General features: G+C 70.7%; 26 protein-coding genes, 1 tRNA gene, 1 pseudogene and 1 riboswitch. Of the genes and pseudogenes, 19 read left to right on the top strand and 9 right to left on the bottom strand.

Annotated elements, in window-relative coordinates; genetic code table 11:
- Positions 1 to 112: 112 nt before the first annotated feature.
- Both ACZ516_RS05570 and ACZ516_RS05565 read left to right on the top strand, forming a co-directional pair.
- On the top strand, positions 113 to 1,618 hold the full coding sequence (locus tag ACZ516_RS05570) for an RDD family protein (protein ID WP_469008620.1): 1,506 nt from the start codon (positions 113 to 115) through the stop codon (positions 1,616 to 1,618).
- A gap of 55 nt (positions 1,619 to 1,673) precedes the next feature.
- Complete coding sequence (locus ACZ516_RS05565; protein WP_469008618.1) at positions 1,674 to 2,432, top strand: RDD family protein; 759 nt, start codon at positions 1,674 to 1,676, stop codon at positions 2,430 to 2,432.
- 46 nt (positions 2,433 to 2,478) lie between these two features.
- Here ACZ516_RS05565 and ACZ516_RS05560 read toward each other — a convergent pair whose 3' ends face one another.
- The gene (locus tag ACZ516_RS05560; protein WP_361076229.1) at positions 2,479 to 2,790 is read right to left on the bottom strand and encodes a hypothetical protein; all 312 of its coding nucleotides are present in this window, start codon (positions 2,788 to 2,790) and stop codon (positions 2,479 to 2,481) included.
- 490 nt (positions 2,791 to 3,280) lie between these two features.
- Here ACZ516_RS05560 and ACZ516_RS05555 point away from each other — a divergent pair, with 490 nt between their 5' ends.
- On the top strand, positions 3,281 to 5,701 hold the full coding sequence (locus tag ACZ516_RS05555) for an immune inhibitor A domain-containing protein (RefSeq protein WP_358580163.1): 2,421 nt from the start codon (positions 3,281 to 3,283) through the stop codon (positions 5,699 to 5,701).
- A gap of 112 nt (positions 5,702 to 5,813) precedes the next feature.
- Positions 5,814 to 6,113 (top strand): hypothetical protein, encoded by a 300-nt coding sequence (locus ACZ516_RS05550; protein ID WP_469008616.1) that lies wholly within the window; start codon positions 5,814 to 5,816, stop codon positions 6,111 to 6,113.
- A gap of 34 nt (positions 6,114 to 6,147) precedes the next feature.
- Here ACZ516_RS05550 and ACZ516_RS05545 read toward each other — a convergent pair whose 3' ends face one another.
- Together ACZ516_RS05545 and ACZ516_RS05540 are read right to left on the bottom strand one after the other, a co-directional pair.
- On the bottom strand, positions 6,148 to 6,732 hold the full coding sequence (locus tag ACZ516_RS05545; protein WP_361076220.1) for an isochorismatase family protein: 585 nt from the start codon (positions 6,730 to 6,732) through the stop codon (positions 6,148 to 6,150).
- 78 nt (positions 6,733 to 6,810) lie between these two features.
- Positions 6,811 to 8,139, bottom strand: a complete 1,329-nt coding sequence (locus ACZ516_RS05540) for a nicotinate phosphoribosyltransferase (RefSeq protein WP_469008614.1) — start codon at positions 8,137 to 8,139, stop codon at positions 6,811 to 6,813.
- Positions 8,140 to 8,227: 88 nt separating this feature from the next.
- Here ACZ516_RS05540 and clpS point away from each other — a divergent pair, with 88 nt between their 5' ends.
- The 10 genes from clpS to ACZ516_RS05490 all read left to right on the top strand — a co-directional run bounded on the left by clpS (position 8,228) and on the right by ACZ516_RS05490 (position 16,212).
- A complete protein-coding gene (gene clpS / locus ACZ516_RS05535; protein WP_358580155.1) occupies positions 8,228 to 8,533 on the top strand; it encodes an ATP-dependent Clp protease adapter ClpS in 306 nt (101 codons plus the stop codon).
- 28 nt (positions 8,534 to 8,561) lie between these two features.
- A complete protein-coding gene (locus ACZ516_RS05530) occupies positions 8,562 to 9,167 on the top strand; it encodes a DUF2017 domain-containing protein (RefSeq protein WP_358580152.1) in 606 nt (201 codons plus the stop codon).
- Positions 9,168 to 9,540: 373 nt separating this feature from the next.
- Entirely contained in the window at positions 9,541 to 11,037 is a 1,497-nt protein-coding gene (locus ACZ516_RS05525) for an amino acid permease (RefSeq protein WP_358580150.1), read from the top strand.
- 89 nt (positions 11,038 to 11,126) lie between these two features.
- Positions 11,127 to 11,549 (top strand): M67 family metallopeptidase, encoded by a 423-nt coding sequence (locus tag ACZ516_RS05520; RefSeq protein WP_358580148.1) that lies wholly within the window; start codon positions 11,127 to 11,129, stop codon positions 11,547 to 11,549.
- A 3-nt stretch (positions 11,550 to 11,552) separates the two neighbouring features.
- Positions 11,553 to 11,674, top strand: a riboswitch (cobalamin riboswitch).
- Positions 11,675 to 11,719: 45 nt separating this feature from the next.
- Positions 11,720 to 12,679, top strand: a complete 960-nt coding sequence (locus ACZ516_RS05515) for an ABC transporter substrate-binding protein (RefSeq protein ID WP_469008613.1) — start codon at positions 11,720 to 11,722, stop codon at positions 12,677 to 12,679.
- 201 nt (positions 12,680 to 12,880) lie between these two features.
- On the top strand, positions 12,881 to 13,897 hold the full coding sequence (locus tag ACZ516_RS05510) for a FecCD family ABC transporter permease (RefSeq protein WP_469008611.1): 1,017 nt from the start codon (positions 12,881 to 12,883) through the stop codon (positions 13,895 to 13,897).
- Positions 13,852 to 14,667, top strand: coding sequence for an ABC transporter ATP-binding protein (locus ACZ516_RS05505; protein ID WP_469008609.1), 816 nt, complete (start codon positions 13,852 to 13,854; stop codon positions 14,665 to 14,667). The genes ACZ516_RS05510 and ACZ516_RS05505 overlap by 46 nt, the downstream gene beginning before the upstream one ends.
- A 69-nt stretch (positions 14,668 to 14,736) precedes the next feature.
- A complete protein-coding gene (locus ACZ516_RS05500; RefSeq protein WP_320590866.1) occupies positions 14,737 to 14,838 on the top strand; it encodes a putative leader peptide in 102 nt (33 codons plus the stop codon).
- Positions 14,839 to 14,967: 129 nt separating this feature from the next.
- Positions 14,968 to 15,246 carry a MoaD/ThiS family protein gene (locus ACZ516_RS05495; RefSeq protein ID WP_358580142.1) on the top strand — a complete coding sequence of 93 codons (279 nt, stop codon included), beginning with the start codon at positions 14,968 to 14,970 and terminating at the stop codon, positions 15,244 to 15,246.
- A 12-nt stretch (positions 15,247 to 15,258) separates the two neighbouring features.
- Positions 15,259 to 16,212: a PLP-dependent cysteine synthase family protein gene (locus ACZ516_RS05490; protein ID WP_358580140.1), complete on the top strand. Its 954-nt coding sequence runs from the start codon at positions 15,259 to 15,261 to the stop codon at positions 16,210 to 16,212.
- Positions 16,213 to 16,302: 90 nt separating this feature from the next.
- On the opposite strand, the gene ACZ516_RS05485 is transcribed toward ACZ516_RS05490, so the two are convergent.
- On the bottom strand, positions 16,303 to 16,764 hold the full coding sequence (locus ACZ516_RS05485; RefSeq protein WP_358580138.1) for a type II toxin-antitoxin system PemK/MazF family toxin: 462 nt from the start codon (positions 16,762 to 16,764) through the stop codon (positions 16,303 to 16,305).
- A 198-nt stretch (positions 16,765 to 16,962) separates the two neighbouring features.
- Here ACZ516_RS05485 and ACZ516_RS05480 point away from each other — a divergent pair, with 198 nt between their 5' ends.
- The gene (locus tag ACZ516_RS05480) at positions 16,963 to 17,715 is read left to right on the top strand and encodes an MBL fold metallo-hydrolase (RefSeq protein WP_358697348.1); all 753 of its coding nucleotides are present in this window, start codon (positions 16,963 to 16,965) and stop codon (positions 17,713 to 17,715) included.
- A 91-nt stretch (positions 17,716 to 17,806) separates the two neighbouring features.
- Here ACZ516_RS05480 and ACZ516_RS05475 read toward each other — a convergent pair whose 3' ends face one another.
- Together ACZ516_RS05475 and ACZ516_RS05470 are read right to left on the bottom strand one after the other, a co-directional pair.
- Positions 17,807 to 19,057 carry a PTS transporter subunit EIIC gene (locus ACZ516_RS05475; protein ID WP_358580134.1) on the bottom strand — a complete coding sequence of 417 codons (1,251 nt, stop codon included), beginning with the start codon at positions 19,055 to 19,057 and terminating at the stop codon, positions 17,807 to 17,809.
- 229 nt (positions 19,058 to 19,286) lie between these two features.
- On the bottom strand, positions 19,287 to 20,600 hold the full coding sequence (locus tag ACZ516_RS05470; RefSeq protein ID WP_469008605.1) for a PTS transporter subunit EIIC: 1,314 nt from the start codon (positions 20,598 to 20,600) through the stop codon (positions 19,287 to 19,289).
- A gap of 233 nt (positions 20,601 to 20,833) precedes the next feature.
- Between ACZ516_RS05470 and ACZ516_RS05465 the strand changes: the two are divergent.
- The 4 genes and pseudogenes from ACZ516_RS05465 to rdgB all read left to right on the top strand — a co-directional run.
- Positions 20,834 to 21,082, top strand: a pseudogene (locus ACZ516_RS05465) (PTS sugar transporter subunit IIB); the annotation flags it as partial.
- Between the two features lie 85 nt (positions 21,083 to 21,167).
- Complete coding sequence (gene rph, locus ACZ516_RS05460; RefSeq protein WP_358580129.1) at positions 21,168 to 21,908, top strand: ribonuclease PH; 741 nt, start codon at positions 21,168 to 21,170, stop codon at positions 21,906 to 21,908.
- A gap of 107 nt (positions 21,909 to 22,015) precedes the next feature.
- Positions 22,016 to 22,411: a hypothetical protein gene (locus ACZ516_RS05455; protein WP_358580126.1), complete on the top strand. Its 396-nt coding sequence runs from the start codon at positions 22,016 to 22,018 to the stop codon at positions 22,409 to 22,411.
- A 34-nt stretch (positions 22,412 to 22,445) separates the two neighbouring features.
- Positions 22,446 to 23,048 carry an RdgB/HAM1 family non-canonical purine NTP pyrophosphatase gene (rdgB, locus tag ACZ516_RS05450; protein ID WP_358580124.1) on the top strand — a complete coding sequence of 201 codons (603 nt, stop codon included), beginning with the start codon at positions 22,446 to 22,448 and terminating at the stop codon, positions 23,046 to 23,048.
- Between the two features lie 57 nt (positions 23,049 to 23,105).
- On the opposite strand, the gene ACZ516_RS05445 is transcribed toward rdgB, so the two are convergent.
- From ACZ516_RS05445 to ACZ516_RS05435, 3 genes are all read right to left on the bottom strand, one after another.
- Positions 23,106 to 23,181, bottom strand: a tRNA-Leu gene (locus ACZ516_RS05445).
- Positions 23,182 to 23,196: 15 nt separating this feature from the next.
- Positions 23,197 to 24,042, bottom strand: a complete 846-nt coding sequence (locus ACZ516_RS05440; RefSeq protein WP_469008603.1) for an HNH endonuclease signature motif containing protein — start codon at positions 24,040 to 24,042, stop codon at positions 23,197 to 23,199.
- Positions 24,039 to 24,659, bottom strand: a complete 621-nt coding sequence (locus tag ACZ516_RS05435) for an HNH endonuclease signature motif containing protein (protein ID WP_469008601.1) — start codon at positions 24,657 to 24,659, stop codon at positions 24,039 to 24,041. Before ACZ516_RS05435 ends, ACZ516_RS05440 begins: the two co-directional genes overlap by 4 nt.
- Positions 24,660 to 24,713: the final 54 nt, after the last annotated feature.

The raw sequence follows: 24,713 nt of genomic DNA, 5'->3' as shown, positions 1-24,713 counted from the left end.
GGGAAGCGTGCCCGGAAAGTGGTCCGTAGGGCGGGAGCCGCCCGGTGACCCGCGGAGGTCTGATAGATGTGGACCCCTCACACGACCCCCGAGCAGATACGGGACGACGGACATGAGCGCCCCAACTCCGGCCCCAGGCGACGAGCGGCCCCGCGAAGGCTATTACCCCGACCCGTCCATCCCCGGATACGTCCGGTACTGGAACGGCGCCGCCTGGGTGCCCGGTACGAGCCGCCCCGCGCCGTCCGACGGCGAACCCCTGCCGCTCCCGCCCGGCGCGGGCGCCGCCGTGGCGCCCCCGGTGGAGGAGACGGGGCCGCACTTCTTCGACGAGGACCCGGGCGCGCCGTCCGGGCCCGCGTCCGCCTGGCAGGCCGACGCCGCACGCCAGTCCGGCCTCGGCGGCGAGCAGGAGCGCCGGATCTCGTGGGGCGCGGGACCGGGCGGGGCCGACCCGCGCGTACCGAGCGAGGCGGCGCCCGGCCCCGCGCGGGGCGCGAGCGGTCCCGGCGCGGTCACGAGCCGCGCCGCGGAGCCGGGGGCCGCGGCGTCCGAGGCCTCCACCGCCGATGCCGGCGCCCCGAACTCCGGCGCCCCGAACTCCGGTGCGTCCAAGCCGGCCTCCGCCGAGGGCACCGTGACGTTCCGCCGCCCCACGGGCCCGGTGAAGTCCGCCGGGGTCCCCGCCCCCGCGACCGGCACCGACGGCACCATGGCGATCCGCGCCATCCGCCCCGCCCCGGAACACCACCCCGACCGCGGCGCCGCCGGACAGACGCCCGTACCGCCGCAGGCTCCCGTGCCACCGCAGTCCTCGGTACCACCGCAGTCCTCCGCACGGCCGCAGGCTTCGGTGCCGCCCCAGGCCTTTGCACCGGCGCAGACCCCGGCGCCGCACCAGCCCGCCCAGTCCCACCAGCCCCCGCACCCCCAGCCCAGCGCAGCGCCCCCGCAGAGCGGTGCGGGGGCGCCCGTCACCGCGGGGCCGGGCGGTGGCTCGGCCTCTTGGGCGCAGCAGGTGCACCAGCTCGCGGGCGGCGCCCCGGACCCGGCGCGGCAGGGCGAGGGACAGCCGGTCGTGCCGTGGAAGCCGGTGGCCGAGGACCCCTTCCTCGCGCTCGCGAGGAACCAGGCGTCGGCCCGCCCCGCGGGGCTCGGCAGGCGTCTGGTGGCGCGGCTCATCGACACGGTCGCCCTCGCCGCCGTCACCGGGGCGGCGGCGCTGCCGCTCGGCGCCAAGGCCGCCGACCACATCGACAGCAAGATCGACGCGGCGAAGCTGTCGGGCGAGAAGACCACGGTCTGGCTGCTCGACGGCACCACCGCCGGCTGCCTCGGCCTCGTCCTCGCCGTCGTCCTCCTCTTCGGCGTCCTGTACGAGGTGCTGCCCACCGCCAAGTGGGGCCGCACGCTGGGCAAGCGGGTGTGCGGCATCGAGGTGCGGGACATCGAGGAGCACGAGACGCCCACGTTCGGCGCGGCACTGCGGCGCTGGCTCGTCTACAGCGTGCCGGGGTTCCTGGTGATCGGTGTCGTCGGCGTGCTGTGGTGCCTGGTCGACAAGCCGTGGCGCCAGTGCTGGCACGACAAGGCGGCGGGCACGTTCGTCGCGGGGTAACCCGGTCGGCCGCTCGCCGGATGCGCGGGCCGGGCGGGCGCGGTCGACTCGGGCCATGAGCACCGAACCGCCGCGGAACCCGTCGCCGGACGACGACCCCTTCAAGAAGCAGCCGCCGGGTGAGCCCCCGCCGGGCGGTGGCTCCCCCTACGACACCCCGCCCCCGGGCGGCGGCGCCCCGTACGGGAACACACCCCCGGGCCCCGGCGGCTCTCCCTACGGCGTCCCGCCCCCGCCCGACGGCGGCGACCCCTATGGCGGCGGCGGCCCGTACGGGGGAGGAGGCGGCGGCCCCTACGGCGGCGGACCCGGCGGGTTCGGCGGCCCCGGCGGTCCCGGCGGGTACGGCGGGCAGGATCCGCTGGCCGGCATGCCCCCGCTGGCCGACAGCGGCAAGCGGGTCCTCGCCCGCATCATCGACATGATCCTCGTGGGCATCGTCGTGTGGCTGTTGTCCTGGCTGTTCAACACATCCGAGTACGACGTCGACCCGGACAAGGTGAACACGGGCCGGTCATTCGGCCAGTCCCTGCTGGCCGCCGTGCTCTACCTCGCGTACGACACCGTCATGATCTCCAGGACGGGGCAGACGCTCGGCAAGAAACTGCTCGGGATGCGCGTCGCGAACCTCAGCGACGGCGCCACCCCGAGCACGCAGACCGCGCTCGTCCGCGCGGCCGTGCTCTGGCTGCCGTTCGCGTTCTGCTGCGCCTGCATCTGGACGGCGATCTGCGGCGGCTGGAGCTTCTTCGACAAGCCCTACAAACAGGGCCTGCACGACAAGGCCGCCAAGACGGTGGTGGTCGGCGTCTGACGGAACGCACCCGGTGCGGCGGCACCACGACCGGCGGGCCCGTGACTCACGGGCCCGCCGTTTCGCGTACGGACTCGGCGAGCACGGCGCGCTGCGCGGGGACGCGTCCCGAGGCGGCGGCCCCGGCGGGCGCCTCCGACACGGCCGCCTCCGACACGGGTGTCTCCTGTGCAGGCGTCTCCGGTGCGGGCGCCGGCACCGTCATCGCCACCAATAAGCCGAGGCCGAGCGCGGCCACCGCTATCACCGCGACACCGGTCACTCCCGAACCCGTCTGGGAGAGCAGCAGCATGGCGAGCGTGGAGAAGACGACGGTCACCGAACCGTAGGCGATCTGTGCGGTGGTCGGACGTGGCATGGGACGAGGCATGACGTGATCCGTCCTCGGCAGTGATCCCCCCACGCGCTGGCCGTGGGGGCGGATGCGGATATGGGTACCGATCTTCGCGAAGCAAAGGGTGCACGCCGGTGCCGTCCCGGGAAGTGCCGTCCCGCGTGGTGGCGCACCGTCGATTGACCCTATGACGCTGCATGCCCGACGGGAACGGGCGGTAAGCGTGACCTAACCCACGGTGCCGGAGCACGGGGGGCGCACGGGTTCACGACGTCCATCAAGTGGACGGTGCGGCGCGCTTGTTCGAACGTACGGTGAGCACGTGCCCGGTGTCCGGATAGCGGATCCGCAGGTCGCATAGTGCACTTGGCCTGTTCAAGTCAAGGTCTGTCTTTTCTCCCGCACTTCCGGTCGAATGTCGTCACTTGTGACGCGTACATCGCGCGCGGACCTCCCTTCCGACCGGGATCTCGGTCCGCCATTCGCGCGGGCGCGTGGGGAGGACATTCATCAAGTGACAGTCAGAACACGCACGTTCAGGGCAACGGCGGTGGCCGTAGCGGTGGCCGCGGCGGCCGCCACGTACTCGGTGTCGACGGCCGCGGCCGCGCCCGGGGACGGGGCGCCGGGTGCGGCTCCCGCCGTCGACCGGCAGGACCCGTCGCGCCTCAAGGCACAGGTCGACCACGACCTCGACGGTCCGTTCAGCAAGCAGCAGGCGCAGCAGCGCAAGGCGGCGCTCCAGCAGGTCATCGAGGGCGACGCCAAGGTGCAAAAGCGCGGCGCCTCCAAGGTCGTCAAGCTCGACGACAAGAAGTACGTCGAGCTGGGCCGCGAGAAGACCGACAAGGTCTTCACGATCCTGGTGGAGTTCGGGAACAAGGTCGACGACACGACCATGTACGACCCGGACGGCCCCGAGGGCCCGGAGCAGCCCGTCAAGAAGTACGGCGGCAAGCCCGGCCCGCTGCACAACAAGATAGCCAAGCCCGACCGGGCGAAGGACAACAGCACGGCCTGGCAGGCGGACTACAACCGCAAGCACTTCGAGGACCTGTACTTCGGAGAGGGCAAGGACAGCAAGGGCAACGCCAAGCACTCGCTGAAGACCTACTACGAGAAGACCTCCTCGGGCCGCTACTCGGTCGACGGTGCGGTCTCCGACTGGGTCAAGGTCGACTACAACGAGGCGCGCTACGGCTCGAACTACTGCGGCGACACCAACTGCGCCAACGTCTGGGACGCGGTCAAGGACGGCGTGACCGCCTGGGCCAAGGCGCAGAAGGCCCAGGGCCGCACCGACGCGCAGATCAAGGCGGACCTGGCCAAGTACGACCTCTGGGACCGCTACGACTTCGACAACGACGGCGACTTCAACGAGCCCGACGGCTACATCGACCACTTCCAGATCGTCCACGCGGGCGAGGACGAGTCGGCCGGCGGCGGCGCCGAGGGCAAGAACGCCCTGTGGGCGCACCGCTGGTACGCGTACGGCAACGACGCGGGCCGCACCGGCCCCGGCAACAACAAGGCCGGCGGCACCCAGATCGGCGACTCGGGCATCTGGGTCGGCGACTACACGATGCAGCCGGAGAACGGCGGCCTCGGCGTCTTCGCCCACGAGTACGGCCACGACCTCGGTCTGCCGGACCTGTACGACACCAGCGGCAAGGGCGAGAACTCGGTCGGCTTCTGGTCGCTGATGTCGGCCGGCTCCTGGCTCGGCACCGGCAAGGACGCGATCGGCGACCTGCCCGGTGACATGACCGCCTGGGACAAGTTCCAGCTGGGCTGGCTCGACTACGCCAAGGCGAAGGCGGCCACCACCTCCGAGCACAAGCTGGGCGTCTCGGAGTACAACACCCGCCACCGCCAGGCGCTCGTGGTCGACCTGCCGAAGAAGGCCGTCACCACCAAGATCGTGAAGCCCGCCGAGGGCTCCAAGCAGTGGTGGAGCAACCAGGGCGACGACCTGAAGAACACCCTGACGCGCTCCGTCGACCTGACCGGCAAGGCCAAGGCCGACCTGTCGCTCCAGGGCTGGTGGGACATCGAGGCCAACTACGACTACCTCTACACCGAGGTCTCCACGGACGGCGGCGCCAACTGGACGCCGGTCGACGGCACCGCGGACGGCAGGCCGATCACCCGTGACGCCGGCGACAAGCCCGCGCTGACCGGTGTCTCGGGCGCGTACAAGAAGCTGGTCTTCCCGCTCGACGCCTACGCCGGCAAGAAGATCGACGTCCGCTTCCGCTACTCCACCGACGGCGGCGCGGGCGGCAAGGGCTTCGCGGCCGACGCCATCGCGATCACCGCGGACGGCGCCAAGCTCTTCGAGGACGGCGCCGAGGGCGACGACAACGGCTGGGCGACGAAGGGCTTCTCGCGCATCGGCGAGTCCTTCACCAAGAAGTACGACCAGTACTACCTGGCCGAGAACCGCCAGTACGTCTCGTACGACAAGACCCTCAAGGTCGGTCCGTACAACTTCGGCTTCTCGACCACCCGCCCCGACTGGGTCGAGCACTACCCCTACCAGACCGGCCTGATGGTCTGGCAGTGGGACACCTCCCAGAAGGACAACAACACCAGCCAGCACCCCGGTGAGGGTCTGATCCTCCCCGTCGACGCGCACGCCAAGCCGCTGAAGTGGAAGAACGGCGACCTGCTGCGCAACAAGATCCAGCCGTACGACGCGCCGTTCAGCAAGTACGCGACGGACGCGTTCACGCTGCACAACGCGGACGTCGCGCTGAAGCTCAAGTCCCAGAAGGGCGTCCCGGCCTTCGACGACCACAAGGGCACCTACTGGTACGCGTCCAACCCCACCGGAAGTGTCAAGGTCACTGACACCAACACCAAGATCCAGATTCTGAAGCAGCCGAAGGACGGCTCTTCGATCACGGTCCAGGTGGGCCCCGCCAAGCGCTGATCCAGCGTTAGTGCAGGTCAAGCCATGATCGGCCGTCGCCCCCTAGCGGGCGGCGGCCGATCGTGTTTAGGTGCGTGCTGTGTACTTCTTATTGACGGGGGTGTGATCCGGCATGTCCGCAGGAGGTTTCTGCAAGCTGCCGAACGGCAACGTGGTGGTGGCACTGACCCTCCCGCACCCGGCGCCGGCCGGCGGCGCGGTCCGCATGATCGTGCACGCCGTGAACCGCGCGAGGGCCCTGACCAGGCTCCGCAACCTCGGCCTGCGGGCGGTGTACCTGCGGGGCAACGCGGAACCGCCCACGCCGGACGAGATAACGGCGGTGCTGCACCACCCGGACGGCCTGATATGGCGTACGGCCCCCAATTCCCTCCAGGAGCTGTGGCACCCGATCCGGGCGCTGCGCCGCTGAGCCCGGCCCCGGGCCGGCCGAGCCCTGTCCCGGGTCAGACGACGGGCTTGCCCGTCAGCTCGACGCCCGCCGCGCGCAGCTCGGCCAGCGCCCGCTCGGTGCTCTCGGCGGAGACGCCCGCGGTGAGGTCCAGCAGCACGGTGGTACCGAAGCCCTCGCGCGCCGCGTCCATGGCGGTGGCGCGCACGCAGTGGTCCGTGGCGATGCCGACCACGTCGACCTCCGTGATCTCCCGCTCCCGCAGGTAGTCCGCCAGGGACAGCCCGTTCTCGTCGACGCCCTCGAAACCGCTGTACGCCGCCGAGTGGGCGCCCTTGTCGAAGACGGCGTCGATCGCCCCGGAGGCGACGGCGGGGGCGAAGTTGGGGTGGAAGCCCACGCCCTCCGTCCCCGCCACGCAGTGCGGCGGCCAGGAGTCCACGTAGTCCGGCCGGTCCGAGAAGTGTGGGCCCGGATCGATGTGGTGGTCCCGGGTGGCCACCACGTGCCGATAGCAGGCCGAGGCCTGCCCGATCAGCTCCGTGATGGCCGCGGCCACGTCCGCGCCCCCGGCGACCGCGAGACTGCCGCCCTCACAGAAATCGTTCTGGACGTCTACGACGATCAGCGCGCGGCGCATGGGCGGTGTCCTTTGGTGGGGTGACGACGAGCGGAGGGACGTGGGGTGCGGTGCGGGAAGGGAGCCTGCCCGGGCCCCTCAGAGGTATTCCGTGGGGATGACGGCCTCGCCCCGCGACAGCTGGGTCGCCGAGAGCGGCAGCGCGGCGCGCGCGGCCGCGTGCCGGTCGCGCACGGTGTCCAGCGGCTCCCGGGCGACGACCCGGCCGCCCTTGACCAGCTCGACCAGGAGCTGGTGGTCCGCCAGCTCGGGGGGCACGGCGCCGGTGCCGACGACCTCCGCCTCGGCGACGCCGTGCTCGTCGGTCCGCCGTGCGGCCCACTTGCGGCCCCCCACGGAGCTCTTGGCGCCCAGCGACTTCTTCGCGACGGGCTCCAGGGGCGCCGCCGGGTCCGCCGAGTGGGCGCGGGCGACCAGCTTGTAGACCATGGAGGCGGTGGGGTGCCCGGAGCCGGTGACGAGCTGCGTGCCCACGCCGTACGCGTCCACGGGCGCCGCCCGCAGGGAGGCGATGGCGTACTCGTCCAGGTCGGAGGTCACCACGATCTTCGTGTCGGTCGCGCCCAGCTCGTCCAGCTGCTGGCGCACCCGGTGGGCGACGAGCAGCAGGTCTCCGGAGTCGATGCGCACGGCGCCCAGCTCCGGCCCGGCGACCTCCACGGCCATGCGGACGGCCTCGGTGACGTCGTAGGTGTCCACGAGCAGGGTCGTGCCGCGGCCCAGCGAGTCGACCTGGGCGCGGAAGGCGTCGCGCTCGCTGTCGTGCAGCAGGGTGAAGGCGTGGGCGCTGGTGCCGACGGTCGGGATGCCGTAGCGGAAGCCGGCGGCGAGGTCCGAGGTGGTCGCGAAGCCGCCGACGTACGCGGCGCGGGCGGCGGCGACGGCGGCCAGCTCGTGGGTGCGGCGGGCGCCCATCTCGATCAGCGGGCGCTCGCCGGCGGCCGAGGACATCCGGGAGGCGGCGGCCGCGATGGCCGAGTCGTGGTTGAGGATGGAGAGGATCACGGTCTCCAGGAGCACGCACTCGGCGAAGGAGCCCTCGACCCGCAGGATCGGCGAGCCGGGGAAGTAGACCTCGCCCTCGGGGTAGCCCCAGATGTCGCCGGTGAAGCGGTAGCCGGCCAGCCACTGGAGGGTGGCCTCGTCGACGATGTCCCGCTCGCGCAGGAAGCCGAGGACGTCCGCGTCGAAGCGGAAGTTCTCCACCGCGTCCAGGACCCGGCCGGTGCCCGCCACGACGCCGTAGCGCCGCCCCTCGGGCAGTCTGCGGGTGAAGACCTCGAAGACGGAGCGCCGGTCGCCGGTGCCGGCCTTCAGCGCGGCCTGCAGCATGGTCAGCTCGTACTGGTCCGTGAAGAGCGCCGTCGACGGAACATCCACCGGCAGGCCAAGGTCCGCTGTGTTCATGCGAAGGATGCTACCCCGCATCTCGTCACTCTGACGATTTCGTGGGCCCGTTTGTGCGAGTGCCCCACCGAGGTGGCAGCATGGGCGTGTGAGTACGGCTCCCGCAGAGATCACCCGCCCGGAATCGGACGAGGAGACGTTCGTCGTCCCCGAGCCGGACGTCCCCTGGATCACGCTCGTGCACAACGACCCCGTGAACCTCATGAGCTATGTGACGTACGTGTTCCAGACGTACTTCGGGTACTCGAAGGAGAAGGCCACCAAGCTGATGATGGACGTGCACGAGAAGGGCCGCGCGGTCGTCTCCACCGGCTCCCGCGAGGAGATGGAGCGCGACGTGCAGGCCATGCACGGGTACGGGCTGTGGGCCACCCTTCAGCAGGACCGCAAGTAGCGGCGGACCGGAAGCAGCGACGCATCTGATGCCTGGACACTTCGAACCGATCCCCGGGGGCGGCGCCGCCGTCGCGCTCGACGAGGTCGAGATCTCGATCATCCGTTCCCTCGCCGTGCAGCTCCTGGAGCTGATCGGGCCCGGCCCCGGCGGGGAGCCCGGCGACGACCCGCTGGCCGAGCTGTTCGCCCAGGGGCCGAGCGAGCCGCCCGCCGACCCCGTACTGCAGCGCCTGCTGCCGGACGCGTACGGGGGCCCCGGCAGCGAGACCGGGGACGTCGGGCGCGAGGACGAACTGCGCGCGTATTCGGCCGAGTTCCGCCGGTTCACGGAGAACGACCTGCGGGCCAAGAAGCGGGAGGACGCGCTGGTCGTGATCCGTTCGCTGGACGCGATGGCGTCCCCGGGCGAGGGCGGAGCTGTCCTGAAACTGTCGGTCGAGGAGTCGCGGCACTGGCTCGGGGCACTCAATGACCTGCGGCTCGCGATCGGCACGCGCCTGGAGGTCACCGACGAGGAGGACGCCGATCTGCTCTACCGGCTGCCGGACGCGGATCCGCGCAAGCCGATGGTGATGGCGTACCTCTGGCTCGGCGGACTGCAGGAGACGCTGGTCGGGACGTTGCTGGACTGAGCGGGGGCCGAAAATGGGTGCATAGGACAGCTGCATTTGCTGTACAGGGCACCTTCTGTTCACATGGCGGTCCGTTCGCTCAGCGGACGCTCAAATCCGGATAACGATCCCGTCACTTCATTGTCCGGTTATACGCACCAAGGCGGACTTTGTCCGCTTCTCCCTGTGGTGTGCGCCACAGGTGGCCGATTCCCTCACTGTTGCCGCCGTGATAAATCTTCACGACCGCTCGGTGACGCCACCCATGTCACCGAGGGCGCTCGGGCCGGCAGACCGCCGGTAGCACTCCATACATATCCGGGGGGATCAGGACCTGATCCGCAGCCATCAACGCGAGACGCGGGCGCGGATCAGCATGGAGAAAGGCGTCACCATGACCTCAGTGCAGGTCGAAGAGCAGCACGACGGGCACGACGGCGATGGTGCCGTGCAGGCCGCGGGCGGCCCGTCCGGCGAGGGCTACCAGCGTGGTCTGGGGGCCCGGCAGATCCAGATGATCGCGATCGGCGGTGCCATCGGCACCGGCCTGTTCCTCGGCGCGGGCAAGGCCATCCACAAGGCCGGCCCCAGCCTCATCCTGGCGTACGCCATCGCGGGCCTCGTCATCTTCTTCATCATGCGGGCGCTCGGCGAGCTCCTCATGTACCGCCCCGTGTCGGGCTCCTTCTCGGAGTACGCGCGCGAATTCATGGGCCCGTTCTTCGGCTTCGTGACCGGCTGGACGTACTGGCTCTTCTGGGTCGTCACCGGCATCACGGAAGTCACCGCGGCCGCCCAGTACATGCAGTACTGGACCCACGGCTCCATCCCGCAATGGGCCTACGCGCTGATCTTCACGGTCATCCTGTACGGCGCGAACCTCATCTCCGTGAAGCTCTTCGGCGAGCTGGAGTTCTGGTTCTCGATGGTCAAGGTCACCGCCATCATCGGCATGATCCTGATCTGCGTCGGCATCCTCACCATCGGCTTCTCCGACGCCGGTGACACCGCCTCCGTGGCCCACCTGTGGAACCAGGGCGGTTTCTTCCCCAACGGCATCGGCTCCACGCTGATGACGCTGCAGATCGTGATGTTCGCCTTCCTCGCCGTCGAGCTGGTCGGCGTCACCGCGGGCGAGTCCAAGGACCCGAAGACCGTCCTGCCCAAGGCCATCAACACCGTGCCGTGGCGCATCGCCGTCTTCTACGTCGGCGCGCTGATCATGATCCTGTCGGTCGTGCCGTGGACGCACTTCAAGCCCGGCGTCTCGCCGTTCGTCGCGGCCTTCGAGGAGATGGGCCTCGGCATCGGCGCCGCGATCGTGAACTTCGTGGTCCTCACCGCCGCGCTCTCCTCCTGCAACTCCGGCATGTACTCCACCGGCCGCATGCTGCGCGACCTGGCGCTCAACGGCCAGGGCCCGAAGTTCTTCACCAGGCTCACGAAGAACGGCCTGCCGCTGATCGGCACCACCGCCTCCGCCGCGTGCATGCTGGTCGGCGTCTGGATCAACTACCAGTGGCCCGGCAAGGCGTTCACCTACGTCGTCTCCTTCGCGACCATCTCCGGCATGTGGGCCTGGATCATGATCCTGGCGTGCCAGATCCGCTACCGCCGCAAGGCCGACCGCGGTGAGCTGCCGCAGTCCACCTTCCGGGCGCCCGGAGCCCCGTACACGAGCTGGTTCGCGCTCCTGTTCATCGGCATGGTCATCGTGATGATGGGCATCGACGAGGACAACCGGATCTCGCTGTACGCCGCTCCGGTGTGGGTCGCGATCCTCGCGGGCTCCTACCTGATCCTCAAGAAGCGCAACCCGGAGGCCGCCGCCTTCAACAAGCGCAAGACCCCCGCCGTCGCCTCCGCCGGCGAACCGGGGGCCAAGGACTGACACCCGCCCCTCGGGGCACCTGTCCAGCATTCGGGCCCGCCCGTACCGCATTCCGGTACGGTGCGGGCCCTCTGCTTATCCTGACTGCCATGCTGACCCTGACCCAGGCCCTCCACGACCAGATCGTCGCGCACGCGCGCCAGGACCACCCCGACGAGGCCTGCGGCGTGGTCGCGGGCCCCGCCGGCACCGACCGCCCCGAGCGGTTCATCCCGATGCTGAACGCCGCGCGCTCGCCCACGTTCTACGAGTTCGACTCGGGCGACCTGCTCAAGCTCTACCGCGAGATGGACGACCGCGACGAGGAGCCGGTGATCGTCTACCACTCGCACACCGCGACCGAGGCCTACCCCTCCCGCACCGACATCACCTACGCCAACGAGCCCGGCGCCCACTACGTCCTGGTCTCCACCGCCGACACCGACGACGCGGGCCCCTTCCAGTTCCGCTCGTTCCGCATCGTGGACGGCGAGGTCACCGAGGAAGAGGTGCGCGTGGTCCAGGCATACTGAGCCCGACATCCTCGGGCGGCGGGAGCCAGGAAGCCGGTGCGAATCCGGCACGGTCCCGCCACTGTGACCCCACCCCCGCATCGGGGGCGGGGGAGTCAGGAACTGACCTGCCGCCCGCACTCCACGCAACGCGGGGGACGCGGAAATCCCCCGGAGGAGGCAGTTCAGCCATGTCCCGAGCCCTGCGCGCCCTGACCGCCGCCGCCCTGCTCGTCCCGCTCGCCGCGTGCTCCTCGTCCGCACCCGATGACGCCGGGCCCGCCGCCAAGGCCGCCGGATTCCCGTACACCGTCACCAACTGCGGTGTGCGGACGACGTACGAGGCACCCCCCGAGCGGGCCGTCACCATGAACCAGCACGCCACCGAGGTGATGCTGGAACTGGGCCTGGCGGACCGCCTCGTCGGCACCGCCTACCTCGACGACAAGGTCCTGCCGAAGTACGAGAAGGCGTACAAGTCCGTCCCTGTGCTCGCCAAGGAGTACCCCTCCTACGAGAAGCTCCTCGCCACCGACCCCGACTTCGTCTACGGCGGTTACGCCAGCGCCTTCCTCGCCGGCGACGGCCGCAGCCGCTCCGCGCTCGCCGAGTCCGGCATCGAGAGCCGCCTCAACGTCGAGGGGTGCGCGAAGCGAGCCGTCTCCATGGACGACGTCTACCGCGAGGTGCGCGAGGTCGGCTCGACCTTCGGGGTGCGCGAGCGCGCGGACACGTGGGTGAGCGGCGCGAAGCGGGAGTTGGCCGCCACCGAGCAGAAGACGAAGGGCGGGAAGCCGGCGTCCGTCTTCGTCTACGACAGCGGCGACAAGACGGCGTTCACGCTGGGCGGCCGGGGCATCGGCAACGACATCGTCGAGCGGGCGGGCGGCCGCAACGTCTTCGCCGACCTCGGCAGGTCCTTCGGCGACGCGTCCTGGGAGAAGGTCGTCGAACGCAAGCCGGAGGTCGTCGTGATCCTCGACTACGGCGCCACGAGCGTCGCCCAGAAGAAGAAGCGCCTCCTCGACGACCCGGTCCTGGCGGACGTCCCCGCGATCAGGAACAAGCGGTTCGCGGTGCTTCCCCTGTCGGACGTGGTGACAGGAGTACGAGCCCCGGAGGCGGTGCGGAAGCTGGCGGCCCAGCTGTGAGCACCCCCCCAGCCCGTCCGGCGCCTGATCCAGCCCGGGGGAGGCAAAATTCAGCCCGTCCGGCGCCTCTTCCAGCCCGGGGGAGGCAAATTCCAGCCCGTCCGGCGCCTCTTCCAGCCCGGGGGAGGCAAATTCCAGCCCGTCCGGCGTTTGAGGACGAGCCCGAAGGGCGACAGACGGAACTCCAAGGGGCACCGCCTCTTGACCCTGACGGGACTGACCGCAGCCCTAGCGGCAGCGACCCTCGCAGGCCTGGCCCTGGGCTCCGTACCCATCCCCCCGTCCCACGTCCTGGACATCCTGACGGGCCGCGCGGAACCCTCCCCGTTCCGCACCATCGTCCTGGACGTAAGACTCCCCAGAGTCATACTGGGCGCCACCGTAGGAGCCGGACTGGCAGTCATCGGCACCGTCCTGCAGGCCCTCGTCCGCAACCCCCTCGCGGACCCCTTCCTGCTCGGCGTCTCCTCGGGCGCCTCCGTCGGCGCGGTCTCGGCGATCGTCCTCGGCGGCGTCTTCGGCCTGGGCGCGGCTCTCAGCACCGCCGTCACCATCCCCGCCGCCTCCTTCGCGGGCGCCCTGATCTCCCTGGCCCTCGTCTACGCCCTGGCCCGAAGCGGCGGCGGAGGCTTCGCCACCGGCCGCCTGATCCTCGCCGGGGTCGCCGTCTCATACATCCTGTCCGCCCTGACCAGCCTCATCCTCGTCACCGCGGACAGCGCCGACCAGCTCAAGGAAGTCCTGTACTGGACGCTCGGCGGGCTCGGCGGCGCCCGCTGGGACATGCTCGCCCTGCCCTGCGCCGTCCTGGCCGCCGGCACGCTCCTGCTGGTGGCGCTGGCCCGGCCCCTGGACCTGCTGCTCGTCGGCGAGGAGGGCGCCACCGTCCTCGGGCTGGACACCGCCCGTTTCCGCGCCGCCGTCTTCGTCCTCGCCTCGCTCCTGACCGGCGTCCTCGTCGCGTACAGCGGCGCCATCGGGTTCGTCGGCCTGCTGGTGCCGCACGCCGCCCGCATGCTGGTCGGCGCCGCGCACCGGCCGCTGCTGCCGGTGGCGGCGCTCCTGGGCGCGGTGTTCCTGGTCGTCGCGGACCTCGCCGCCCGCACGGTGGCCGCCCCGCAGGACATCCCGGTCGGTGTGCTCACCGCGCTGACGGGCGGCCCGTTCTTCCTGTGGCTGCTGCGCGGGAGCCACCGCCACGAAGGGGTGGCCGCGTGACGCTGCGCGCCGAGGACGTCGGCTACCGCACGCCCGTCGGGGCGCGGCTGCTCGACGGCGTGTCCCTGACCGTCGCCGAGGGCGAGACCGTGGGCGTCGTCGGCCCCAACGGCAGCGGCAAGACGACGCTGCTGCGCTGCGTGTACGGGGCGCTCGCCCCGTCCGAGGGCCGCGTCCTGCTGGAGGGCGCCGACCTGGCCGGGCTCGGCGCCAAGGCCCGCGCGCGCCGCATCGCCGCCGTCCCGCAGGACGGGCAGGCGGGCTTCGACCTCACCGTCCGGCAGATCGTCGCCATGGGCCGCTCCCCGCACAAGCGGTTCTGGGAGGGGGACACCGGGCGGGACGAGGAACTGGTGCGGACCGCCCTCGCCCGCGTCGGCGCGGACGCTCTCGCCGAGCGCTCCTTCGCGGCGCTCTCCGGGGGCGAGCGCCAACGCGCGCTGGTGGCCCGGGCCTTGGTGCAGCGGCCCGCCGTCCTGGTCCTCGACGAGCCGACCAACCACCTCGACATCCGCTACCAGCTGGAGATCCTCTCCCTGGTCGGCGCCCTCGGCACGACCAATCTCCTGGCCCTGCACGACCTGAATCTCGCCGCCTACTTCTGCGACCGCCTCTACGTCCTGCGGGCCGGCCGGGTGGCCGCGTCCGGCACCCCCGAACAGGTCCTGACCAGCGAGATGCTCGCCGAGGTGTACGGCGTGACGGCGGAGGTCGCGGTGCACCCCGCGACCGGGGCGCCGACGGTCACCTACCTCCCGGCATCCAGGTGATGGACGGAAAACATCCACCATGTGAGATCACATTCCGGGACCCGGACCGGGAATCGATACGATGAGCGCATGGTTTCCCACGACGTGAGCGACAAGATGCCGGGCATGCTGCTCGTGGCGCGTCTGCACGTCGACCTGTGCAGGCTCAGCAGCGCCATCTGTTCGCGCTGACCCCTGCCGCCGTACGGCCAGCGACGGGCCGCGGCGCCCCACCGCGTACGACCGCGCACACCGGTGCACGAGCACGGCCGGACCGCCGCGCGCCCCCTCACCTGAACCTTCCGACAGGAGCCCTCAGCCATGGCCATCGAGGTCCGCATCCCCACCATCCTCCGCAGCTACACCGACGGCGAGAAGGCCGTCCAGGGCAGCGGCGACACCCTCGCCGAGCTCTTCACCGACCTCGACTCGCGGCACGCGGGCATCGCCGAGCGCATCGTCGACGACGGCAAGCTGCGCCGCTTCGTGAACGTGTACCTCAACGACGAGGACGTCCGCTTCCTCGACGGCATCTCCACCAAGCTCGCCGACGGCGACAACGTCACGATCCTGCCGGCCGTCGCCGGCGGCATGGTCTAGGCCCGATCCCGGATGCCTCGCTACGACTCCCCGCTCGCCGCGGTCGGCAACACGCCGCTCGTACGCCTGCCGCGCCTGTCCCCTTCGGACTCCGTCCGCATCTGGGCCAAGCTGGAGGACCGCAACCCGACCGGTTCCGTCAAGGACCGGCCGGCCCTCCACATGGTCGAACAGGCCGAGAAGGACGGCCGGTTGACGCCCGGCTGCACGATCCTGGAGCCGACCTCCGGCAACACCGGCATCTCGCTCGCCATGGCCGCCCGGCTCAAGGGCTACCGCATCGTGTGCGTCATGCCGGAGAACACCTCGCAGGAGCGGCGCGACCTGCTCGCCATGTGGGGCGCCGAGATCATCTCCTCGCCCGCCGCGGGCGGCTCCAACACCGCGGTCCGCGTCGCCAAGGAGCTGGCGGCCGAGCATCCGGACTGGGTCATGCTCTACCAGTACGGCAACCCCGACAACGCCGGCGCCCACTACGCCACCACGGGCCCGGAGATCTACGCCGACCTGCCCTCCATCACCCACTTCGTGGCGGGCCTCGGCACCACCGGCACCCTCATGGGCGTCGGCCGCTACCTGCGCGAGCAGAAGCCCGACATCAAGATCGTCGCCGCCGAGCCGCGCTACGACGACCTCGTCTACGGCCTGCGCAACCTCGACGAGGGCTTCGTCCCCGAGCTGTACGACGCCTCCGTGCTGACCACCCGCTTCTCCGTCGGCTCCGCCGACGCGGTGACGCGCACCCGCGAACTCCTCCAGCAGGAGGGCATCTTCGCGGGCGTCTCCACGGGCGCCGCGCTGCACGCGGCGATCGGCGTCGGAAAGAAGGCCGTCAAGGCCAAGGAGAGCGCCGACATCGTCTTCGTCGTCGCCGACGGCGGCTGGAAGTACCTCTCGACGGGCGTCTACACCGCCCCGACCACCGAGGCGGCCATCGAGACGCTGCACGGCCAGCTCTGGGCCTGACCCGCAGCCGCCGAAGGGACCGGGCCGGCTCCTCCCCGCCTGCGAGGAGTGGGCCCCGGGGCGAAAGCCCCGGGCGGAGGGGATGGCGGCTCAGTCCGCCAGATACCGCACCTGGTCCCACAGGACCGGGTCCACCACCCCCGCCCGGCGCCGGAACTCCCACAGCGGCACGTCCCGCAACTCGTCGGTCTCCAGGAAACTGGCCCGCCCCTCCGCGTCGCCCACCGAACCCGGCGGCAGCGGGATCACCCCCGCCCGCTCCTCGTGGAACTTGCTGGTGATCTTCGCGACGCGCGCCCGCTCCCCGCGCACCGAGAGCACCAGGCACGGCCGGTCCTTCCCGCCGGGCCCGTCCTCATAGGGCACCCGCGCCCACCAGATCTCCGCGGGCCGCGGCGCGGGCAGCCGCCGCCGGGGCCCCCGGGGCGGCCGCGAGGGCCCGGAGGGACGGGTGCTCGACCGCCGGGGGCCCCGGCCCCAGCCGTCGACCAGCGCGACGACGAGGGCGAGCACCACCACGGCGGCCAGCGCGAGCCACCAGGACGTGTCCATGGGCACGACCGTACCGGCGCACCCGCCCGCACGCCCACCACTCCCCCCGCCCCACGCGCCACCCGAACCGGTGACACCGCAGGTGAGTTCCCCCACAACGCCCCGCGACGGAGGAGCGACCCGACCTTTCGCGCCTTACGCTCGACGGACCGCACACCCACCCCCCAGCTCTTTCGCCAGCGCGGAGGTTCCAGCTTCATGAAGCTCACCGTCGTCGGCTGCTCGGGGTCGTTTCCGTCCGCGGAGTCGGCCTGCTCGAGCTACCTCGTAGAGGCCGACGGCTTCCGGTTGCTGCTCGACATGGGCAATGGCGCCCTGGGCGAGCTGCAGCGCCACATCGGTCTGTACGACCTCGACGCGATCTTCCTCAGCCACCTGCACGCCGATCACTGCATCGACATGTGCGCGTACTTCGTGGCGCGCTACTACCGGCACGACGGCGGCCGCTGCGCCCCCCTGCCGGTCTACGGCCCCGAGGGCACCGAACAGCGTCTGACCACCGCCTACGCCGACACGCCCTCGGCCTCCTCGATGAGCGAGGTCTTCGACTTCCACACGGTCAAACCGGCCTCCTTCGACATCGGCCCGTTCGCCGTGCGCACCGAGAGGGTGCGCCACCCCGTGGAGGCGTACGCCATCCGCGTCGAGCACGGGGGCAGGTCCCTCACGTACTCGGGGGACACGGGCAGCTGCGAGAGCCTGGACGAACTCGCCCTCGGCACGGACCTGTTCCTGTGCGAGGCGGCCTTCACCCACGGCAAGGAGGACATCCCCGACCTGCACCTCAACGGCCGCGAGGCGGGCGAGTGCGCGCGGCGGGCCGGCGCGGGAAAGCTGCTGCTCACCCACATCCCGCCGTGGACGGACCCCCGGGTGAACCTCGCGGACGCCCGCGCGGTGTACGACGGCCCGACGGAGCTCGCGGCACCCGGAGCGACGTACGAGGTGTGACCCCGCGCCCGGCTCTTTCTTCGCGCCGCACGCACGGCGAAGGCCCCGGAACCGTCCTGGTCCCGGGGCCTTCGCGTGAGCGGGGTGAGGCCTACGCCTTGGTGAGGTCCTCGACCTCCTCCTCGGGCTCACGGCCCGGGGTCGGCAGGTCGAACCGCTGGATCGCGAAGCGGAACACGACGTAGTACACGGCCGCGAAGACCAGGCCGATGGGGATGATCAGCCACGGCTTCTCGGCGAACTTCCAGTTCAGGACGTAGTCGATCGCGCCGGCCGAGAAGGTGAAGCCGTGGTGCACGCCGAGCGCCCAGGTCACCGCCATGGCGAGGGCCGTCAGCAGCGCGTGGACCACGTACAGCACCGGGGCGATGAACATGAACGCGAACTCGATCGGCTCCGTGATGCCGGTGACGAACGAGGTCAGCGCCAGCGACATCATCATGCCGCCGACCACCTTGCGGCGCTCGGGGCGGGCCGTGTGGGTGATGGCGAGCGCCACCGCGGGCAGCGCGAACATCATGATCGGGAAGAAGCCCGACATGAACTGGCCGGCCGTCGGGTCGCCGTGCATGAAGCGCTGGATGTCGCCGTGCCAGACGGCGCCCGCGGAGTCGGTGAAGGAGCCGATCTCCTGCCAGGCGACGGTGTTCACGAACTGGTGCATGCCGACGGGCAGCAGGGCGCGGTTGACCACGCCGAAGATGCCGGCGCCGACCGAGCCGAGACCGGTCATCCACTCGCCGAAGTTGGTGATGGCGTCGCCGACCGGGCCCCAGGCCAGACCGAAGAGCACACCCATCGCGGTGCCGATGAAGGCCATGATGATGGGCACGAGGCGGCGGCCGTTGAAGAAGCCGAGCCAGTCCACCAGCTTGGTGCGGTGGAACCGCTGCCACACGACGGCGGAGATCAGGCCCATGACGATGCCGCCGAGGACCTTCGGGTCGTTGTAGGTCGCGGGTATGTCCGCGCCCTTCTGGATCTTCAACTCGGTGACCGGGAACGCGGTCAGCACGTTCTTGTAGACCAGGAAGCCGACCAGCGCGGCGAGCGCGGTGGAGCCGTCCGCCTTCTTGGCGAAGCCGATCGCGACACCGATGCAGAACAGCAGCGGCATGTTCGCGAAGACGGCGTCTCCCGCCGTGGCGAAGACCGTGGCGACCTTGCCCCAGCCCAGCCCGTCGGCGCCGAACACGTCCGGCTGGCCCAGGCGGAGCAGGATGCCCGCCGCAGGGAGCACCGCGATCGGCAGCTGCAGGCTGCGCCCGACTTTCTGCAGGCCCTGGAACAGGCCGGAGCCCCGCTTCTTCGCGGGCGCCGCCTTGGCGGTGGCCGTACTCATGTCTTCCTCCATGTGCGGGCGCTGTCGGGGACAGTTGGGGGTGGACAGCACCCAGGTGGTCTACACCACTCACTGGTGTAGACCTGTTGTAGCACGGTGAAGGTGACGTAAGGAACCCGTGATTCCTGTGGGCTCGGCCATATCCGGACAGGGCGGACCAAAGGCCCTCGGACGGCACGGTCCAAGGGCCTCAAGCGGAGGGAGAACAGAGGCTACCCGCAGCGCGCGACTAGGCCTTCGTCTGCTCCCGGTCCAGCGCCTCCGCCTCCTCTTCCGGCTCCCGCCCCGGGGTCGCCAGATCGAACTTCGTGATGACGAAGCGGAACACGAAGTAGTACACGACACCGAAGCCCAGGCCGATCAACAGGATCAGCCACGGTCTCGTCGCCAGACTCCAGTTGATCACGTAGTCGATCAGCCCCGCCGAGAAGCTGAAACCGTCCTTCACGCCGAGCCCCCACGTCACCGCCATCGAGACCCCCGTGAGCACCGCGTGCAGCACGTACAGCAGCGGCGCGATGAACAGGAACGAGTACTCGATCGGCTCGGTGATGCCCGTGACGAACGACGTCAGACCGACCGACAGCATCATGCCGCCCACCACCTTGCGCCGCTCCGGCCGCGCGCAGTGCGTGATCGCCAGAGCCGCCGCCGGCAGCGCGAACATCATGATCGGGAAGAACCCCGAGGTGAACTGGCCCGCCGTCGGGTCCCCGGCCAGGAACCGGTTGATGTCCCCGTGCACCATCGTGCCGTCCGGCTTGGTGTAGTCGCCGAACTGGAACCACACGAAGGTGTTCAGGAACTGGTGCAGGCCCACCGTCAGCAGCGCGCGGTTCGCCACCCCGAAGATCCCCGAACCCAGCCAGCCCAGATCCACCAGCCACTTCGAGAAGCTGGTCAGCGCGTCACCGACCGGCGGCCAGATCCACACGCACAGCCCCGCGAAGAGCAGCCCGACGAAGGCCATGATGATCGGCACGAGCCGGCGGCCGTTGAAGAAGCCCAGCCAGTCCACCAGCTTCACCCGGTGGTAGCGCTGCCAGAACCACGCGGCGAGCAGCCCCATCACGATGCCGCCGAACACCCCCGGATTCTGGTACGCGGCCTGCGCGACCTGCCCGTCCTCCGCCACGCAGACCCCGCTCCACATCCCCGCCGCCCCGAACGTCGTGTCCGCCGGGCAGTCCTCGGGAAAGGCGCGCAGCACCGCGTAGTAGACGAGGAAACCGGCGACCGCCGCGAGCGCCGTCGAACCGTCCGCCTTCTTCGCCATGCCGATCGCGACCCCGACGCAGAACAGCAGCGGCAGCCCGAGCGAGGAGTCGAGCAGCGAGCCGCCCGCCGCCGCGAACACCTTGGCCACGCTCGTCCAGCCGAGGCCCTCGTCACCGAAGACGTCCGGCTGGCCGAGCCGGTTGAGGATGCCGGCCGCCGGGAGCACCGCGATGGGCAGCTGAAGGCTGCGGCCCATCTTCTGCAACCCCTGGAACAGGCCGTTCCACCACTTCTTCCGCGGCACCGCGGCGGCGTCGGAACTCATCGGCGTCCTCCCGGAACAGGCCAGGTTTGGCGGTCGTTGAAAACTGGTGTAGACCAGTTGGGAACGGGTGGAGAGCGCCGCCTCGACGCCATTCGACGCGGACGACACCTGGACCGTCATCCTCGGGCACCCACACCGTGACCGCCCGCGAAGATGGTCCAACCGTGCGTTAACGTGACACAGCGGACCTACGGCGTACGGACCTCCGACGTACGGAGGCCGCGTCCTTTGGAACCAGGGAGAAACACATGGCCACCAAGGCTGAGAAGATCGTCGCCGGGCTCGGCGGCATCGACAACATCGAAGAGGTCGAGGGCTGCATCACCCGCCTGCGCACCGAGGTCCACGACGCCGGCCTCGTCGACGACGCCGCCCTGAAGGCCGCCGGCGCCCACGGCGTCGTCAAGATGGGCACCGCGATCCAGGTCGTCATCGGCACCGACGCCGACCCGATCGCCGCCGACATCGAAGACATGATGTGAGCACCTGAACCCCGCGTTCACGCCCGAGGGGCCCTTCCCCGGCCGGAGAAGGGCCCCTCGCCCATGTCCCGATAGGCTCGCCCCCATGTCCTCTACGCCCCGCATCGACGGCCGCACCCCCGCACAACTCCGCCCCATCACCATCGAACGCGGCTGGAGCAAGCACGCCGAGGGCTCCGTCCTCATCTCCTTCGGCGACACCAAGGTCTTCTGCACCGCCTCCGTCACCGAAGGCGTCCCGCGCTGGCGCAAGGGCAGCGGCGAAGGCTGGGTCACCGCCGAATACTCGATGCTGCCCCGCTCCACCAACACCCGCGGCGACCGCGAAGCCGTCCGCGGCAAGATCGGCGGCCGCACCCACGAGATCAGCCGCCTCATCGGCCGCTCGCTGCGCGCCGTCATCGACTACAAGTCGCTCGGCGAGAACACCATCGTCCTGGACTGCGACGTCCTCCAGGCCGACGGCGGCACCCGCACCGCCGCCATCACCGGCGCCTACGTGGCCCTGGCCGACGCCGTCGCCTGGGCCCAGGGCAAGAAGCTCATCAAGGCCGGCCGCAAGCCCCTCACCGACACCGTCTCCGCCGTCTCCGTCGGCATCGTCGGCGGCGTACCGCTCCTCGACCTCTGCTACGAGGAGGACGTGAAGGCCGACACCGACATGAACGTCGTCTGCACCGGCGACGGCCGCTTCGTCGAGGTCCAGGGCACCGCCGAGGCCGAGCCCTTCGACCGCAAGGAGCTCAACGCCCTCCTCGACCTCGCCCTCGGCGGCTGCGAGGACCTCGCCGCCTTCCAGCGCGAGGCACTGGCCGCCACCCGCTGACCCCGTACGGCGGGCGAGCAACCAACGACCCCCTGCCGGGCGTTGTAACAAGTACGGGCGCGCGGGCGAAGCCGGGCGCCCGTACGCACACGGGGAGGGACCCAACCATGGCCGCGCGCCACCGCCGTATCGCCACCGCTGTCGCCACAGCCCTGATCGCCGTACCGGCCGGCATCGGCCTCGTCGGCTGCGACGCCGTCTCCAAGGCCCTGGACTGCGTCCAGACCGCGGACACCATCGCCGACAGCGTCACCGACCTCCAGCAGGCCGTCGAGAACGCCGGCGACAACCCCGCCGAGGCCGACCGGGCGCTCGACGACATCGGCAAGAACCTCGACAAGATCAGCGACAAGACCGACGACACCGACGTCGACAAGGCCGTCGACGACCTCGACCGGGCCGTCGCCAACGTCCGCGACGCCATCGACAAGGGCGACAGCACGCCCGACGTCACCCCCGTCACCGACGCGGCGGGCGAACTCACCAAGGTCTGCACGCCGTAGCCGCGGCCGACGCGGGGCGCTGGATACTGGGGACATGACCCGCCTCATCCTCGCCACCCGCAACACCGGCAAGATCACGGAACTCCGGGCGATCCTCGCCGACGCAGGCCTCACCCACGAGCTCGTCGGCGCGGACGCCTACCCGCAGATCCCCGACGTCAAGGAGACCGGCGTCACCTTCGCCGAGAACGCCCTCCTCAAGGCCCACGCCCTCGCCCGCGCCACCGGGCTGCCCGCCGTCGCCGACGACTCCGGCCTGTGCGTCGACGTCCTCGGCGGTGCCCCCGGCATCTTCTCCGCCCGCTGGGCGGGCCGCCACGGCGACGACCGGGCGAACCTGGACCTGCTCCTCGCCCAGCTCGGCGACATCTCCGCCGAACACCGCGGCGCCCACTTCGCCTGCGCGGCGGCCCTCGCGCTCCCCGACGGCACGGAACGCGTGGTCGAGGGCCGCCTGCGCGGCACCCTGCGCACGACTCCCGCCGGCACCGGCGGCTTCGGCTACGACCCGATCCTCCAGCCGGAGGGAGAGCCGCGCACGTGCGCGGAGCTGACGGCGGACGAGAAGAACGCGATCAGCCATCGCGGCAAGGCGTTCCGGGGGCTGGTGCCGGCGGTGCGGGAGCTGCTGGGCTGAGGGCCCGCAGATGCCGAAGGCCCGGCTCGCGGGGCGCGAGCCGGGCCTTCGGTCTGGTGGTACGCCCGGTCGGATTCGAACCGACAGACACGTCGACCTAAACGACGCCGCTCAGCCATTGGCGTACGGGCGCAGGTCGCTGTACAGCTTACTGTCCCCGCGAGCGCGTATAGGAGCGAACAGCGAAAGATCTCGTCTGGCTGTGGCATGAGGGGCAGAGATACCGCAGGTTCTCGCGCCCGTTGTCCAGACGGTCCCCGTTGACGTGGTCGATCTCCAGCACCAGCCGCATGCCCTGCCAGATCTCGCCCAGCCCGCATGCGGCGCACACGTGCGGAACCCCGATGTCATCGAGTGCCCTGCGCAGGAGGCGGGTACGCGTACGGGCCGAGCCGTCGTCTAGCCGGATCAGAATCTCATCGGCGCCCTTGGTGGTGGGCGGGCGCCGACCGGCGTTGTGCCCCTGTCCCATGAAGTGCTCCGTGGAGAGCCCGTATGCGTCGATGCTGCGTTTGGCCTTGGCACGCCCGGCTCCGCCCAAGGGGGGCAGTCCGAGCCGTCGCATCAGGTCGGCCAGGCCATGGGAGGCAGCCACGGCACGAGTGAACTCCTCTTCGGGAAAGAGATCGGCGCCGCACGCGGCGCGCGGCGCGGCGAAGTGACTGGTGTCGATGCCGTAGCGCCGCAGCTTCTTCTTGACGTGCCCGTACGGACCGTCCTCCGGTGGAATGCCCATGTGCACGAACATTTCGCGGATGCTGGTCGAACAGGCCGCCGCTTCCGTCAGGATCTGCTGCGCATACGACCGTGGCGGGCGCTCGGGAAGGGGTTCCGTCAGAAAATGCGAGGTGTCGATGCCGTAGTGGACGAGCCGTGCACGCAGGTATCCCTGGGGGCCACTGCCCAGTGGGGCGCCGACGCGCCGCATCAGATCGACGAGGCTGGTGGAGGCGGCAGCGGCCGTTTCCAGCAGCTCACGGGGGTACTTGCTCATGCCCGCCTCCGCTTGCGGCCCCGGTAGGTGTCGGTCACCGCGTGACAGTTGGGGCACAGGAGGCGCAGGTTCTCCGCTCGGTTGTCCCACCAGTCTCCGTTGATGTGGTCGACCTCCAGCCGGAGCGGGCGTCCGTTCCACTCCGTGCCGGTCCCGCACCGGGCGCAGTGCTCGGCCACCCCGGTCCGCAGCAGCGCTCGGCGCAGCCGCTCACCGGGGACCCGCCCGTCGTCCGGATCGCGGAGTGCCAGGACGTCCTTCGTCGCTTTGGGCCTCCTGGGGCCCAGAGGGCGGAAATGTGAGGTGTCGATGCCCAGCTTCGCGATCCGGCGGCTGATGTGCGTCTGGTTGCCGCCGACGTTGCTGATCCCCAGCCGCCGCACGACATCCCTGATGCTGTGGGAGTCCGCCACAGCGGCTCGCAGCGCCCCTTCGGTGTGCCGCACCCATCGCTGGGGGAAGTGCGAGATCTCGATGCCCGCGTCCAGCATCTTCTGCCGTACGTAGCGCTTGCTGTAGCGCGTCGGCTCACCCCCGCACCACCGCACCGCCTCATCCCACGTACGCGTCTCCCGCGCCGCCTCCTCCAGCAGCTCCCGGGTGTAGCGCACCGCCATGTCATCCCCTCCGTCCCGGCCACGCGTTCGCAGCCCCGTACGGAGTAACGAACC

Source organism: Streptomyces sp. NPDC034037 (genome assembly GCF_055575715.1).
Note: the sequence above shows the minus strand (reverse complement) of the source record. Positions and strands in the feature narration are given on the sequence as shown.